This window comes from Nonomuraea sp. NPDC052129, assembly GCF_040680095.1.
Classification (GTDB): domain Bacteria; phylum Actinomycetota; class Actinomycetes; order Streptosporangiales; family Streptosporangiaceae; genus Nonomuraea.
The window spans coordinates 25,537-40,602 of sequence record NZ_JBFAVX010000015.1 but is presented as its reverse complement, the minus strand read 5'-3'; the positions used below and the strand labels follow the sequence as shown (position 1 = coordinate 40,602).

The 15,066-nt window shown below is 69.7% G+C and carries 13 protein-coding genes; 5 read left to right on the top strand and 8 right to left on the bottom strand.

Translation table 11 applies throughout. The features are described 5' to 3' along the window. Nucleotides 1-100: 100 nt before the first annotated feature. The 3 genes from AB0L53_RS29755 to AB0L53_RS29745 form a co-directional block, all read right to left on the bottom strand. Nucleotides 101-1,318 carry a type III PLP-dependent enzyme gene (locus AB0L53_RS29755; protein ID WP_364000560.1) on the bottom strand — a complete coding sequence of 406 codons (1,218 nt, stop codon included), beginning with the start codon at nt 1,316-1,318 and terminating at the stop codon, nt 101-103. Beyond that, nucleotides 1,315-2,811, bottom strand: a complete 1,497-nt coding sequence (locus tag AB0L53_RS29750) for an AMP-binding protein (RefSeq protein ID WP_364000557.1) — start codon at nt 2,809-2,811, stop codon at nt 1,315-1,317. Before AB0L53_RS29750 ends, AB0L53_RS29755 begins: the two co-directional genes overlap by 4 nt. Before the next feature lie 161 nt (nt 2,812-2,972). After that, entirely contained in the window at nt 2,973-4,535 is a 1,563-nt protein-coding gene (locus AB0L53_RS29745; protein ID WP_364000555.1) for an AMP-binding protein, read from the bottom strand. A gap of 123 nt (nt 4,536-4,658) precedes the next feature. Between AB0L53_RS29745 and AB0L53_RS29740 the strand changes: the two genes are divergently transcribed. Next, on the top strand, nt 4,659-4,901 hold the full coding sequence (locus tag AB0L53_RS29740) for a phosphopantetheine-binding protein (protein WP_357951452.1): 243 nt from the start codon (nt 4,659-4,661) through the stop codon (nt 4,899-4,901). 65 nt (nt 4,902-4,966) lie between these two features. Here AB0L53_RS29740 and AB0L53_RS29735 read toward each other — a convergent pair whose 3' ends face one another. The 4 genes from AB0L53_RS29735 to rfbC are packed head-to-tail and all read right to left on the bottom strand — an operon-like array spanning nt 4,967 to nt 8,558. Beyond that, complete coding sequence (locus AB0L53_RS29735; protein ID WP_364000552.1) at nt 4,967-5,911, bottom strand: ACP S-malonyltransferase; 945 nt, start codon at nt 5,909-5,911, stop codon at nt 4,967-4,969. Beyond that, nucleotides 5,904-6,830, bottom strand: a complete 927-nt coding sequence (locus AB0L53_RS29730; RefSeq protein WP_364000549.1) for a proline iminopeptidase-family hydrolase — start codon at nt 6,828-6,830, stop codon at nt 5,904-5,906. Before AB0L53_RS29730 ends, AB0L53_RS29735 begins: the two co-directional genes overlap by 8 nt. Then, nucleotides 6,827-7,942 carry a DegT/DnrJ/EryC1/StrS family aminotransferase gene (locus AB0L53_RS29725; RefSeq protein ID WP_364000546.1) on the bottom strand — a complete coding sequence of 372 codons (1,116 nt, stop codon included), beginning with the start codon at nt 7,940-7,942 and terminating at the stop codon, nt 6,827-6,829. Before AB0L53_RS29725 ends, AB0L53_RS29730 begins: the two co-directional genes overlap by 4 nt. Nucleotides 7,943-7,946: 4 nt before the next feature. After that, nucleotides 7,947-8,558 (bottom strand): dTDP-4-dehydrorhamnose 3,5-epimerase, encoded by a 612-nt coding sequence (gene rfbC / locus AB0L53_RS29720; protein ID WP_358549867.1) that lies wholly within the window; start codon nt 8,556-8,558, stop codon nt 7,947-7,949. A 478-nt stretch (nt 8,559-9,036) separates the two neighbouring features. Between rfbC and AB0L53_RS29715 the strand changes: the two genes are divergently transcribed. The 4 genes from AB0L53_RS29715 to AB0L53_RS29700 all read left to right on the top strand — a co-directional run bounded on the left by AB0L53_RS29715 (nt 9,037) and on the right by AB0L53_RS29700 (nt 13,834). Then, the gene (locus AB0L53_RS29715; protein ID WP_364000543.1) at nt 9,037-10,458 is read left to right on the top strand and encodes a carboxyl transferase domain-containing protein; all 1,422 of its coding nucleotides are present in this window, start codon (nt 9,037-9,039) and stop codon (nt 10,456-10,458) included. 30 nt (nt 10,459-10,488) lie between these two features. Further along, nucleotides 10,489-11,847 (top strand): crotonyl-CoA carboxylase/reductase, encoded by a 1,359-nt coding sequence (gene ccrA, locus AB0L53_RS29710; protein WP_364000540.1) that lies wholly within the window; start codon nt 10,489-10,491, stop codon nt 11,845-11,847. A 31-nt stretch (nt 11,848-11,878) separates the two neighbouring features. Beyond that, nucleotides 11,879-12,877, top strand: coding sequence for a ketoacyl-ACP synthase III (locus tag AB0L53_RS29705; protein WP_364000537.1), 999 nt, complete (start codon nt 11,879-11,881; stop codon nt 12,875-12,877). Between the two features lie 96 nt (nt 12,878-12,973). Beyond that, nucleotides 12,974-13,834 (top strand): 3-hydroxybutyryl-CoA dehydrogenase, encoded by an 861-nt coding sequence (locus AB0L53_RS29700; RefSeq protein WP_357951440.1) that lies wholly within the window; start codon nt 12,974-12,976, stop codon nt 13,832-13,834. Between the two features lie 110 nt (nt 13,835-13,944). On the opposite strand, the gene AB0L53_RS29695 is transcribed toward AB0L53_RS29700, so the two are convergent. After that, nucleotides 13,945-14,721, bottom strand: coding sequence for an alpha/beta fold hydrolase (locus tag AB0L53_RS29695; protein ID WP_364000535.1), 777 nt, complete (start codon nt 14,719-14,721; stop codon nt 13,945-13,947). Between the last annotated feature and the right edge of the window lie 345 nt (nt 14,722-15,066).

The window sequence follows — 15,066 nt, the reverse complement described above, 5'->3', positions numbered from 1 at the left end:
GACACACACTCCGCTCACTCATGTCATTTCGTACTTGCGGTTGACGTCAATCCGGGGGGGGTGACACTCGTACTCGCGGCTGAAGTCGATCCGGGGGGTGTCACTCGTACTTGCGGTTGAATTCGATCCGGGAGACGGACACCACCTGGTGGCCGTGCGCGACGACCTCGATGGGCGCGGGGTGGCCCAGGAACATCACGAGGCTCGCGGTCATGCCGTAGGCGCCCGCGTTGGGGATGGTCACAACGTCGCCGGGGGCCAGCGGGGGCAGCGAGACGTTCCTGGCGAGGATGTCGCCGGGGGTGCAGAGCGGGCCGACCAGGGTCGCGGGCGACCGTTCGCCGTCGTGGGTGGCACCGTTGAGCTCCACCGAGACCGGCAGGAGCCTGCCCAGGCCGGACATGCCGCCGAGAGTGTTGATGCCGGCGTCCAGGATGACGAATCTGCGGCCGCGGCTCTCCTTGACGTTGACCACGGTGCAGACCAGCGTTCCGCAGTCGCCGGCCAGGTAGCGGCCGGACTCGCAGGCGATCTGGGGTGTGCCCGCCCGCCAGCCGGCGAACTTCGCGTCGAGGACGGTCTCCAGCCCGGCGCGCAGGCCGCCGTACACGGGCCGATCTCCCCCTGTGAGGTACGGCGCGGCGAATCCGCCGCCGATGTCCAGCAGGCGGATCGGCAGGCCCGTCTCCCGCTCCAGGCGCGCGGCCACCGAGATGGTGTGGTCGAACTCGGCGACGAGGCTCTCCTCGTCCTTGGAGTTGCTCAGGGAGAAGAGGTGCGCCCCCGCCAGCCGCGTGCCGGGCACCGCCCGGAGCTCCGGCATCAGCGCGGGGATCGTCTCCTCGTCGAAGCCGAACTGGGAGGGCGCACCGGTCATCCGGATGCTGGTGGCGGCACCGGGCTCGGCGCTGTTGACGCGCAGCAGGCAGTCCACGAGCACGCCGCGCCGGGAGGCGACCTGCCCGACATGCCACAGGTCGGTGGGCGATTCGACGGAGAACAGGCGGACGCCGCCGTCGACGGCGACCTCCAGTTCCTCGGTGGTCTTGCCCGGTCCGGTGAGGAGCACCTCGGAGCCGTCGAAGCCCGCGGCGAACGCCGCGTTCAGCTCGCCGGTCGAGCTGATCTCGGCGAGCGCGCCGCCGTCGCGCAGCGCTCGCGCGATCTCCGGGTGCGGGTTGGCCTTGAAGGAGTAGAACAGCGAGAACCCGCCGGGCAGGACCTGACGCAGGTCCTTCTGCGCGGTGGCGACGCGGTCCAGGTCGTAGACGTACAGCGGGGAGCCGTAGCGAGCGGCGAGCTCGGCGTACCAGTTCACGCGTGACCTCCGTCGAGCAGCAGGGCCAGCTGTTTGCGCTCGTTCTTGCCGTTGAGCGTCAGCGGGAAGCGGGGCAGGACATGACAGGCGGCCGGCACCTTCGCGGGTTCGAGCCGCTGTTTCAGCGCGTTCAGCACGCTGCTGGGCGTCAGATCGGCCTCGACGAAGACCACGAGGTCACGGCCGTCGGCCGGGGGCAGCACCACGGCCGCGCGCACGCCGGGGACGTCCATGGCGGCCGCCTCGATCTCGGTCGTGCTCATCCGGGCGCCCCGGCGTTTGAACATGTCGTCTCTGCGGCCTTCGAAGTACAGGTAGCCGTCCCGGTCGAGCCGGCCGTAGTCGCCGGTGTGCAGGCGGACCTCGCCGGTGACCGGGTCGCGGCGGTAGGCGCGCGCGGTGAGCTCGGGGTCGCGCCAGTAACCGGCCATCACGTTGGGACCGGCGACCACGATCTCCCCGGTCTCCCCGGCCGGCAACGAGCGGCCCGCGCCGTCGAGGATCTCCACCCGGGTGCCGGGCAGCGGACGGCCGACCGCGCCGGGCCGGTCCCGGTCGAGCTCCGGCTCCATGATCGTGACGCGCTTGCACTCGGTGATGCCGTACATGCGCACCACCCGAGCGCCGGGGGCGCAGGCGCGCAGGCTTCGGATGGTCGCCTCCGGCAGCGTGGCCCCGGTGTTGGTGAACATCCGCACCTTCGACAACGAGCCGGTCGCCCGCCGGGCCAGGGTCGCGATCATGCCGCCCAGGGACGGGACGACGGGTACGACGGTCGCGCCGGCGTCGCTGATCTGGCCGAGCAGGGTCAGGTCGGATCCGTCCTCGGCCAGGACCAGCTCGGCGCCGCCGAGCGCGGCGAGGAAGATCTGGTAGAGGCCGTAGTCGAAGGACATGGGCAGCCGGCAGAAGACCACGTCGTCCGGCCCGTAGCCGAGCACCGCGTTGATCGCCGAGGCGGCGAAGGTCACCTGCGCGTGCGGGCAGATCACCCCCTTGGGCGCGGCGGTGCTGCCCGAGGTGTAGATCAGGATGGCGACGTCCGAGGGCAGGACCTTGACCGGCTCACGCGCGGCCGGCTCACGTCCGGCCGACTTGTACGCGGCCGGCTCATGCGCGGCCGGTTGCCCCGCCAGCTCCTCGACCTCGGGCCAGAAGTCGTCGATGTCGCGCACCGGCATGGTGGCGACCTCGCGCATGGCCTCGCCGCCCCCGATGACCAGCGTGGGCTCCGCGTCCTGAAGGACGGAGCGCAGATGGAAGGCCTTCATCTCGGGGTGCAGCGGCACGAAGACCGCGCCGAGCCGCGAGAGGCCGTAGACGATGGGCACCGTCTCCCGCCGGTTGGCCAGCTGGACGATGACCCGGTCCCCCGGGCCCACGCCACTGGCCGCCAGCCGGCGGGCGACGGCGTGGCTGAGCTCGCCGACCCGCTGGTAGCTCCACGCGCCGCGCGCGTCGCGGACCGCGTCGCCCTCGGGTCTCGCGTCCATGGCCTCATCGAGCAGATCGTGGATGAGGCCAGATCGAAGAAACCGCGTCCCGTCCAATATCGTCCTCCCGCCCAGGTGGGAAAAGGTATTTCCAGGAATGTCGATCAATGAAAAAGCAAATCACTGAAAAGTTATCCCGAACCCTGATTTCCAATAGACCCCTACCGCCCCCCTAAAGCGCCCCTCCCCTCTTCCGCGACCCGCTCACGTTTACCCACCAGGCCCGCGGCCAGCTCCCGCAGACCCGCTCTGTCGACTTTTCTGTTGGGATTCAGCGGCAGCTCGTCGAGATACCGATAGTGCCGCGGAATGAGACCGGCCGGCAGCGTCTCGACGAGCCGCGTGGTGAAATCGGTAGGGGGCAGCCGAACGCCGGTGTAGAACACGATGGGCACGGCGGTGCCGTCCTTTTCGGCACTCACGGTGACCGCGTCCGCCACTCCGGCGACGCCGCGTACGGCGTGATCGATCTCGGCCAGCTCGACCCGCCAGCCGTGCACCTGTATCTGGGCGTCGGCTCTGCCGAGGTAGACGAGTTCACCGTTGTCCGCGACCCGGACGCGGTCGCCGGTGTTGTACCAGGTGCGGCCGTCCCGCTCGACGAATCGGCCCTTGTCGTCGGCCGGATCGAGGTATCCCGGCGTCAACTGCGGCCCGGTGATCCACAGCTCCCCCTCGTCGTGGACGGTCCGGCCGTCCTCGTCCACCAGGAGGTGGCCGTGGCCGGGATGCACCGTGCCGATCGGGGACAGGCCGTTGACGCAGCGACCGGGCGAGGTCTCCCCCGACCAGCGGTGGCCGGTGATCGTGATCGTCAGCTCGGTCGGGCCGTAGAGGTTCTCCACGATGGAGGCGCTCGCGGCCCGCTGCCAGTCGGCGGCGTCCGCGCACTTCAGCGCCTCTCCGGCGAAGAAGCTCCAGCGCAGGGTCGGCATCGCGCCCGCATCGAGCCCGCCCGTCCTGCGCACCAGGGAGATCGCGCTGGGGGTGGAGAACCACACGGTGATCCCCTGCTCGGCCAGGTAGCGGGGCAGGTCTCCGTACGCGTGCGGCGGCACGGCCACCGCGGTCCCGCCGGCGGCCCAGGCGCAGAACAGGTCGAACATGGCGCAGTCGAAGGTCAGGTCGAAGGTCTGCGAGAACACGTCGTCAGGGGTGAAGTCGTAGCGTCCGGCCAGCAGCTCGAAGTAGTGCGCGGTGTTCCCGTGGGTGATGGGCACCCCCTTGGGACGGCCCGTCGACCCCGAGGTGAACAGCACGTACGCGGTGTCGTCGGGGTCGACCGGCCGCGGCGCGGCCAGAGCCCGCCCGCCGCCGAGCGCGTCGGGGGTGAGGACGAGCACGTCCACCCCCTGGGCGCGGAGCTCGGCCGCCCGCTTCCGGCCGCGGTCATCGACGATCAGCGCCGACACCCCGGCGGCCTCGATCATCTGGCGGGTCCGGGCGGCCGGAAAGTCGGGCTGGAGCGGCACCACGGCCGCGCCCGCGTACAGGCCGGCGAGCAGACCGGCGTAGGCCGTGCCCCCTTTGTCGGCCAGAACCCCTACGGCGCCGAGCGGGCGGGGCGAGGCCCGCAGCAGCGCGCCGGCCCAGCGCAGCGCCGACCGATGGAGCTCGGCGTAACTCGCCGTGTCCGGCCCGGCCCGGAAGGCCGGCCGCTCGGGCGCCATACCGAGGCCGCGCAGGAAATGCGCGTAGAGGGGCCGCGAATAATCTGCGCTCATCTGAACCACCCATTATGGACATTCGCCTTGCCGCCGGATAACGTCGGCGCCGTGGGCTCTTTCGCGATAACCGAAGATTCGCGACAAGGAGATTCGCGACAAGGAGAAAGGAAATCAGCTGTCATGTGGGATGCCCGATTCGAAGAACTCCTGCGGCCACTTCTGCCGTTTCTGCCGCCTGATGACAAGCTCGCCGAAAATGCTGATCTTCCCGGTCTCGGCCTCGATTCGCTCGGCATCGTCGAGCTGCTGGCCGCGCTCGAGGAGACGTACGGCGTGCGATTCAGGGACGAGGCGCTGACGAAGGAGACGTTCGCGACTCCGGGCACACTCTGGAAAGTCCTGTCCGGGATTCCCGCGACCTGACCGACCGCCGCCCGACCGGCCGCCCGCCTGATCGACCGGCGCCTGACGAGGTCCACGGGGCCTCGTCAGGCCGACGGGACCGACGGCCGCGGCAGTACCGCCATCCTCGGGTTCACCGGGACCACGGTGAAGCTCCGCGTGGTGACCGGCACCCGGCCGAACATGGCGTCCTGGCCGCTGACGACGACCTTCGTGACGTTGAGCCGCCGCAGCGTGGCCACCACCTCGGGCCAGCGCAGCGGCCGAACGAAGCCGTCGAGCACCATGGCCCGCACGCCCGCCACGCCGGTGAGCAGCGTCCCGTCGTGATCGTCGACGACCGGCAGCCGCGGGTCGGTGAAGCGCAGAGCGCCGAACACCTCCTCCTCGGCCCTCTTGCGCAGCGGCTCCAGGACGGCCGCGTGCATGGGCGGCCGCATCCTGTACAGCGGCAGCCCGCCGAGCGCCCGGATCCTGCCTTCCAGCCACGCCGCCCGCCGCTCCCGCAGCGAGACCATGTAAAAGTCGTGATCGATGTAGCAGGAGATGTCGTGCCATTCGCCCTGCTCGCGCAGTTCGGCCAGCAGCTCGCTCAGCTTGTCCTCGGGAACGCGGACGAAGGAGCAGGTGACGAGGTCACGGTGCTCGTGCGCGAAGTAGTCCGCCGTACAGCGGGCCAGCTCGGCGGTCATGCGCACGGCGTCGGGGAAGGACAGCGCGCCCGAGTAGGCGGCGGCCGCCTTGCCGCCGAAGCTCGGGCCCGCGCACACGTGCGGGGCGATGTCCAGCGTCCGCTCGGCCCATTCGGCCAGGGCCAGGCTGTTCACCAGGAACGCCACCTGGGCCGCCTCCGAGTAGTCGTCCTCGGAGTCGCGGAAGCGGTCGGCCAGCGAGTAGCCCAGCACCTCGTCGGCGCGCGCGACCAGCCGCCGCGCGACGGGGTCGCCGAGCATGAACGCGTCGACGTCGGTGAACCGGGTGGGTCCCATCCCGGGGAAGACGATCGCGGTCCGCATGTCCACTTCACTCACCCAGGCCCTTCAGAAAGTCGATCAGCACCTGGGTGAACCGTTCTGGCTCCTCCAGGTGCGGCGTGTGGCTGGACTCCTCGAAGACCTCCCACCGCACGTCGGGGATGAGGTCGAAGTACGGTCGCACGGTGGCGGGCGTGGCCTCGTCGTGCCGCCCGGAGATGAGCAGCGTGGGCACGTCGATGTCCGCGACGCGGTCCTCCACGCCCCAGTCACGCAGCGAGCCGATCACGTGGAACTCGCTGGGGCCGTTCATCGCGTAGTAGACCGTCGGGTCGTTGTAGATCTCCATGAACGTGGCGACGAACTCGCGCGGCCAGGGGTCCAGGGTGCAGACGTGCCGGTTGTAGAAGACCATCATCGCGTCGAAGTACTCCTGGGAGTCGGTCGTGCCCGCGGCCTCGTGCCGGCGCAGCGTCTCGTCGACGCCGTCGGGCAGCCGGTCGCGCAGCACCCGCATCTCACTCAGCCAGAGCCGGTAGGAGGCGGGGGCGTCGGCGATCACCAGGCCGCGCAGGCCCTCCGGTCTGGCCGAGGCGTGCAGGGCGGCCAGCATGCCGCCCCACGACTGTCCGACCAGCACGTAGTCGTCGCGCACGTCGAGCCGGCGCAGCAGGTTGTCCAGCTCGTCGAGGAACAGCTGCGGCGTCCAGAACTCGGCCCCTTTGTCCGGCAGATGGGTGGAGCCGCCGTTGCCGAGCTGGTCGTAGTGCACGACGGGCCAGCCGTGCTGGGCGAGGACGGCCAAGCCGACCAGGTAGTCATGCGTGCTGCCGGGGCCGCCGTGCAGGACGACGACGGCCGGACGGCCCGCGCCGCCCGGCTCGCCGGTGATCCGGTACCAGGTCCGGTGCTCCCCGAACGGCACCGTGCCCTTCGCCGCCCGCCCTGCGTTGTGTACGGCGGCGGGCGCGCTCACCAGCCCCGCCTGACGGTGTCCGCGATGTGCGCGCGCTGCTCCTCGGTGACCCACCAGCCGACGGGCACGCACACCACGCGCGGGGCCACGTGGTCGAGGCCGGGCAGCAGCGACGCGTACGGGCGCATGACCGTGTGCAGGTCGTTGCGCTCGTGCACGTTGCTGACCATGATCCCGGCCTCGTCCATGCGCTTCATGAAGCCCTCGCGGTCCTCCACCTTCATCGGATAGATCCAGAAGGAGGACTGGCGGTCGGCGGCCCGCTCGGTCAGCTCGACGCCGGGGACGCCGGCCAGCTCTCTGTCGTAGAAGGCGGCGTTGGCACGGTGCCGGGCCACCACCTCCTCCGCCCACGCCAGATTGGCCAGGCCGATGGAGGCGTTGATGTCGTTCATGTGGAACTTGAAGCCCCACTCCGTGACGTCCGGCGGGTTGCGCAGCCGGTCGGCCGTACGGTCGATGCCGAACCAGCGCAGCCGCTCGGCGCGCTGGCGCAGCTCCTCGCTCGGCAGGACGAGAGCGCCCCCGTCGCCGCAGGTCAGGTGCTTGATGGCCTGGAAGCTGAACACGCACAGGTTGCCATGGCTGCCGATGGGCGCGCCGCGGTAGGTCGCGCCCCACGCGTGCGCGCAGTCCTCGATCACCGGCGGGCGGAAGCCGAATCTGGCCTCGGCCTGGTCGAGGATCTCGCGGAGGCGGTCGAGGTCAAGGGGGTAGCCGCCGAAGTGCACGATCATGATCGCCCGTGTCTTCGGCGAGATCTTGCGGGCCAGGTCGTCCAGATCGACGTTGAGGGTGGCCGGGTCGATGTCCACCCACTTGACGCGCAGCCGGTTGGCCATGATCGCCCAGTTGGTGGCCTCCATGGTCAACGGCGTGGACAGCACCTCGCCGCCGTCGTCGGCATCCTCTCGGGCGACCATGTGCAGGGCGAGGTGCAGGCCCGCCGTGGCGCTGTTGACCGTGACCACCTCGTCCCGGCCGATCCGCCCGGCGAGCGCTCGCTCGAACTCCTGGACCTTGGCGCCCTGGCCGATCATGCCGCTGCCGATGACCTGGGCGGCCATGGCCGGCGCCTCGGGAGACATCGCCACCCGGAACAGTGGGATCATGCCGTCACCTCGTGAGCGTGAGATCGTCGAGTTCGGCGTACAACGCCCGGCACTCGGCCATGGTGGGCAGCAGCCCGCGCTTCGCGGCCTCACGCAGGGACGGCGCTGCCGCGTCCTTGTCGGAGCGCACGGGCTCGGGCTCGGTGGGCCAGGGCAGGCCGAGTTCCGGGTCGAGCGAGTTGATGATGACCTCAGAGCCCGGCGACCAGGTGCTCGAACACATGTACACGACGGTCGCCTCGTCGGTCAGCGGCGCGAACCCGTGCGCCAGCCCTTCCGCCAGGTACAGGGCGTGCCGGTTCGCGGCGGTCAGCTCGACCGCGACATGCTCGCCGTACGTGGGCGAGCCGACGCGGATGTCGAGCACGATGTCGACGATGCCCCCCTGCGCACAGCTGACATAACGGGCCTGGCCCGGCAGCGCGATGGCATGCATACCGCGGATGGTCCCGCGCCGGGACAGCGAGCAGTTGAGCTGGGCGACCGACAACCGATGGCCCACCGCCCGCTCGAACGCCGGCTGGCTGAACACTTCGAGGAAAACTCCCCGGTGGTCGGAGTGGACGTCCGGAGTGATCAGGAAAGCTTTCTCCACGCCAAGCTCGGCTATCTCCATGCGCATGCCTTTCAGACATAGGAAATCTGGCCGTACGTCGAAATGACGGCACCATGATTGGCTGCCGGAGACGCACGGAACAACCCCTACCGCCCCCCCTAGCGGCAACTATGGCGCAATATGAGATAAAGACATTATTTTTCGGAACGTTCCCACTCCGCAGGGCCTGCGTCGTCGGCCGGACGACCCGGATGCGGATCGGCATCGGGCCTGACGTGCGGACATGATCGCAGCGGTGGTGGCTTCGCCCACGAAACATCGCCGCGGATCAGCCCCGAGACGAGGCCGTTCGCCCTCACTCAGCAACGCTACAGGGCGCTTAGGGGGACTGGTAAGGGTTGTGTGGGGATAGCGCGTAGATAAGCCTATTTTCAGCAGTCTGCTGGAATCCATCAGAAAAGTCCTCAGCGTTGGCGCTGGAGGTAGGAAACATGCGGGAAACAATAAATTCAACCCTGCATGAGAACGGGAGACGGCGTTGACCGCCACACCGATCACGCAGGAACACTTCCCGCTCGATCAGCGTGCGCCGGCCGTACGGCTGGCCCGGCTGCTCGACGCCGACTCAGTGGTGCCCCTGCATGACCCGGACGCCAGCGGAGTGTCCGCGGCCAGTGGCCGCATCGGAGGCCACAAGGTGATCACCTTCTGCACCGATCCGGCCAACATGGGCGGCGCGCTCGGCGCCGCGGGCTGCGACAAGATCGTGTCGGCCATCGACGCGGCGCTGCTCGAAGGCTGCCCGGTGATCGGCCTGTGGCACTCCGGCGGCGCCCGGCTGGCGGACGGCGTGGAGTCGATGGACGGTGTCGGGCGGATGTTCGCCGCGATGACCCGTGCCTCCGGGCGCGTGCCGCAGATCTCGGTCATCCTCGGGCCGGCCGCCGGAGCCGCCGCCTACGGTCCCGCGCTCACCGACGTGGTGATCATGTCCAAGGCCGGCCGGATGTTCGTGACCGGTCCCGACGTCGTGCGGTCCGTCACCGGTGAGCAGATCGACATGGAGTCGCTGGGCGGGGCCGAGACGCACAGCCGCAAGTCGGGCGTGGCGCACATCGTGGTCGACTCCGAGAGCGACGCGTACGAGGCCACTCGCCAGGTGACCCTGCTGCTGGCCCATCGCGCCCGCATCGAACCCCACCTCGCCACGGCCGGGAAGGACCTGCGCGCACTGCTGCCGGAGCGGGCGCGGCGGGCCTATGACGTGCGCCCGCTGGTACGCGAGATCCTCGACGAGGGCACCCCGTTCATGGAGCTCCAGCCGCGCTGGGCCCCCAACGTCGTCGTCGGCCTCGGCCGCCTGACCGGCGGGAGCGTCGGCGTGATCGCCAACAACCCGCTGCGCATGGGCGGCTGCCTCGACTCGCTGAGCGCCGAGAAGGCCTCGCGATTCGTCCGCATGTGCAACGCGTTCGGCATTCCGCTGATCGTGCTCGTCGACGTTCCCGGCTACCTGCCCGGCGTCACCCAGGAATGGGGTGGCGTGGTCAGGCGGGGCGCCAAGCTGCTGCACGCCTTCGCCGAGGCGGCGGTCCCCCGCGTCACGCTGGTCACGCGCCAGTCGTACGGCGGGGCGTACATCGCCATGAACTCCCGCTCGCTCGGCGCTTCCGCGGTGTTCGCCTGGCCGGAGGCGAAGATCGCGGTGATGAGCGCGGAGGCGGCGGTGGGCATCCTGCACCGCAAGCGCCTGGCCGCCGCGCACGACGACGACGAGCGTGCGGAGCTGCGGCAGCGGCTCGTCGCCGAGCACACCCTCGTCGCGGGAGGTGTCGCCCGCGCCGTCGCGCTGGGCGTCGTCGACGAAGTGATCGACCCCGCGCAGACCCGGCCCAAGCTCGCCATGGCGCTCGCGGCGGCCTCGGCGGCACGAGGCCGTCACGGCAACATCCCGCTGTGACCGGCTGACCACCACATCAAGAGGAGTGACATGGATCCCATGGCCGAGGCCCTGCTGGGCGGAGCCGCGCCCGGCGACCTGGCGAAGATCGCGTTGCCGAAGGAGTATCCGGCTTCTTACCTCCGGGTCGAGGACTCCGAGATGTTCGCCGGCATGGAGGACAAGGACGTGCGCAAATCGCTGCGCGTCGGCCTGGTGCCCATGCCGGAGCTCGCGCCGGACGAGGTCGTGGTGGCGGTGATGGCCAGCTCGATCAACTACAACACCGTCTGGTCGGCGACCTTCGAGCCGCTGCCGACGTTCGGCTTCCTCAAGCGCTTCGGCCGGGCCGGCGGGTTCGCGGCGCGGCACGACCAGCCGTACCACGTGCTGGGTTCCGACGGAGCCGGGGTCATCGTCGCGGTCGGCACGGGCGTGCGACGCTGGAGCGTCGGCGACCACGTCGTGATCAGTCCGATCCAGGCCGACGACCAGGAAGCGGCGACGCACGACGACGGCATGCTCGGCGCCGAGCAGCGGGTCTGGGGCTTCGAGACCAACTTCGGCGGACTGGCGCACTACACCCTGGCGCGGGCCAGTCAGCTGGCGCCCAAGCCGGCGCACCTGACCTGGGAGGAGGCCGCCTGCGTCACGCTGTGCGCGGGCACGGTCTACCGCATGCTGGTCAGCGCCCGGGGCGCCCGGATGAAACAGGGCGACATCGTCCTCATCTGGGGCGCGGCCGGCGGCCTCGGCGCGTACGCCGTGCAGATGGTGAAGAACGGCGGCGGCATCCCCGTGGGCGTCGTCGGCTCGGACTCGAAGGCCCAGATCCTGAGAAGTCTCGGCTGCGACGTCATCATCAACCGCAACGACATCGGGATGACCGACGACGTCGACAGCACGCCCGAACAGGCGATCGCGCTGGGCAAGCGCCTGGGAGCGGCCATCCGCGCGGCGGTCGGCGAGGACCCGCACATCGTCATGGACTACGTGGGCCGGGCGACGTTCGCCACCTCGGTGTTCGTGACCCGCCGGGGCGGCTCGGTCGTCACCTGCGGCTCCAGCACCGGATTCCAGCACCACTACGACAACCGGTATCTCTGGATGCACCTCAAGCGCATCATCGGCAGCCATGCGGCGAACCTGCAGGAGGTGCGGGAGTGCGTGCGGCTGTTCGACCTCGGGATGGTGATGCCGACCCTGTCGACCGTCTATCCGCTGGACGAGGTCGCGGAGGCCACCCGGCTGGTGCAGACCAACGGCCACATCGGCAAGGTCGGCGTGCTGTGCATGGCGCCCGAGCCCGGACTGGGCGTCACCGACCCCGCGCGGCGCGCCGAGATCGGCGAGCAGCGGATCAATCCGCTGCGCGGCCTGGCGGACGCCGCGCCCGCGGCGCTGGCGTAGGCGTGGCTTCCAGGAGAAGGCGGAGCTGACAGTGGCCGGACACACTACCGGGATCCTGGCGACCGGTTCGTATCTCCCCGGGGACGAGGTCGCCAACGAGGACCTGGCGGAGCGGGTAGGCGTCGACGCGGAGTGGATCCTGCGCAAGACGCAGATCGGGTTCCGCCGGCACGCCGCGGCGCACGAGGCGACCTCGGACCTCGCCGTACAGGCCAGCCTGGACGCGTTGCGGCGCGCCGACATCGACGTGGGCCGCATCGGCTACATCATCGTGGCGACCTCCACCGGCGACTTCCCCCAGCCTCCGACGTCCTACCTCGTGCAGGACGCGCTGGGCGCGCGTGCCGCCGCCTGTTTCGACATCAACGTCGTCTGCAGCGGATTCGTGTACGCGCTCGCCATCGCCGACAGTCTCATCGCGCGCCGCCCGGACGCCTACGCCCTGGTCATCGGCGCCGACCTGTACAGCAGACAGCTCGACTTCACCGACCGCCGCACCTCCGTGCTGTTCGGCGACGGGTCCGGCGTCGCCATCGTCGGCGCGGTGCCCGAGTCCTCGGGGTTCATCGACTTCGAGCTGTCCAGCCACGGTGCCGATCACCGGCTCATCGGCATCAAGGCGGGCGGCAGCAGGCATCCGGCCTCGCCCCAGACCGTCGCGGACGGCGAGCACTACTTCAGAATGGACGGCCGCGCGGTGACGGAGTTCGTGCTGGAGCACGTGCCGCCCGCGATGAAGAGCCTGGTGGACCGCGCCGGGTTCGGGCTGGAGGAGATCGACACGTTCGTACCCCATCAGGCGAACGGCCGCCTGGTGACGGAGCTGGTCGAGCGCTGCGGCCTCACCGGCTCGCACACCCCGCGCACCCTCGAGAGGTACGGCAACCTGGGCAGCGCCTCCGTGGCCGTCGCGCTCGACGAGGCGAATCGGTCGGGAATCCTCAAACAGGACGACCTCGTCCTGCTCGCCGGCTTCGGCGGCGGCATGTCGGTGGGCGCCTGCCTGCTCCGCTGGACGACCGGAGCTTAGCGACCAGAGGTTGACGACCAGAGCTTTAGCGACCAGAGATTGACGACCGGAATGTGACGGCCAGAGCTTGACGAACAGAGCAGTACGGGAGGCGAGATGACCCAGTTCGACAGGATCGGCATCGTGGGATGCGGGGTGATGGGCTCCGGCCTCGCCGACGTGTGCGCCCGCGCGGGCCTCGATGTGCGAGTGGCGGTCTCCACGGAGGCGTCTGTGGCCCACGGGCGGCGGCGCCTGGTCAGGTCGCTCGACCGCGGCCTGCGCAAGGGGACGATCACCGAGGAGGAACGGGACGCGGCGGTGGGCCGCGTCGTCTTCACCGCGGATCTCAACGATCTCGGCGATCGGCAGATCGTCTTCGAGACCGTCCCCGAGACGGAGTCGACCAAGCTCGACCTGTTCGGCGCGCTGGACAAGATCGTGGAATCCCCCGACGCCATCCTGGCGTCGAACACGTCGTCCATTCCGATCATCAGGCTCGCGCGCGCGACCGGCCGGCCCGGCCAGGTCATCGGCGTCCACTTCTTCAACCCCGTTCCCGCGCTGGCGCTGGTGGAGCTGACCGGGTCGCTCCTCACGACGGATCAGACCAAGACCCGCGCCGAGGCGTTCGTCACCGGAACGCTCGGCAAACAAGTGATTCACTCTGCGGACCGTGCGGGATTCGTGGTGAACGCCCTGCTGATCCCCTATCTCCTCGCGGCCATGAGGATGGTGGAATCCGGGTTCGCCACCGCGGAGGTCGTCGACCGGGGCATGGTGCTGGGGTGCTCCCATCCGATGGGCCCGCTGAGCCTGGCCGACCTGATCGGGCTCGACACGGTGGCCTCCATCGCCGACGCGCTGTACGCCGAGTTCAAGGAGCCGAGCTACTCACCACCGCCGGTCCTGCTGCGCATGGTGGAGGGCGGTCTGCTGGGCAGGAAGTCCGGTCGCGGCTTCTACGACTATTCGTAGGCTCGTCTCGCACCGCATGGCTTACGGGCCCTCAGCGGCCCGCGCGGGCCTCGTTCAACGCCCCGCTCGGGCCGCGCGCGGCGCGGTTCGGCATCCCGCTCGGGCCACGTTCAGCGTGCCGCGCGGGCCGTGTTCAGCGCGGCGCTCATCCGGTCGACGACCAGGGCGATGACCTCCGCCGCGTGCTCCGCGAGATAGAAGTGGTCACCGGCGAACGTACGCAGCTCGAATCCGGCCGTCGTGTGGTCGCCCCATGCCCGGGCCTCATCGTGGTCGACCTTGGGATCGTCCTCGCCCCTGAGAGCGACGACAGGACAGGACAGCCTCGGCCCGGGCAGGTAGCGATAGGTGTCCACCGCCCGGTAGTCGCCTCTGAGCGCCGGCAATATCGCCTGCACGAACTCGTCGTCGCCGAGCACCTGCGCGTCGGTGCCGCCCAGACCCCGTAGCTCCCCCAGGAGCCATTCGTCCGAGCGCCGCCCGGCGAAGCCCGGGCGCAGCGCCGATGGTGCCGGTCGCCCCGACGCGAACAGCGCCAGAGGGTACCTACCCTCCCGTTCGAGCCTGCGAGCCACCTCGAAGGCGACGGTCGCGCCCATGCTGTGCCCGAACAGCCCCATGGGCATACCGGTCCACGGCCGCAGCATCTCCACGACGCGATCGGCCAGTTCCCCGATGCTCTCGACGCACGGCTCACCGCGCCTGTCCTGCCTGCCGGGGAACTGGACCGCCAGGACTTCCATCGACGCCGGCGTCATCCGCGAGACCGGGAAATAGAAGCTGGCCGAGCCGCCGGCGTGCGGCAGGCAGACGAGTACGGACGATGCCTCGGGCGAAGGATGGTAACGCCGGATCCAGGCTTCACCGGTGTTTACCGCGTCACTCACAGCAATCCCTTTCTCGGCTCGTTTTTCGGGCTGGCGCAAATCAAGAAAAACAGTGGACTTTATCTACGAAACTTCACCTCGCGCTGCACCGCGCGGTGAAATCTCTCGGTAGCCGTCCACATTCGGCCGACCCTCTTTGCGATGAACAGGAGAATAACTCATTCAGTCCCGCCGTGCGCACAAGGAGCCCCCTAGATTCGTCCGCCAAGTAAGGGCCATTGAGGGGCTTCGATAGTCCACATCGGGTAGACGACCTCGGCGTCCCAGCCCGAAACCGCAGGCCCCACCGTGACGAAATGATGAAATAGCCGAGACGCAATGTGATGAAATCCACCGCCACTCCCG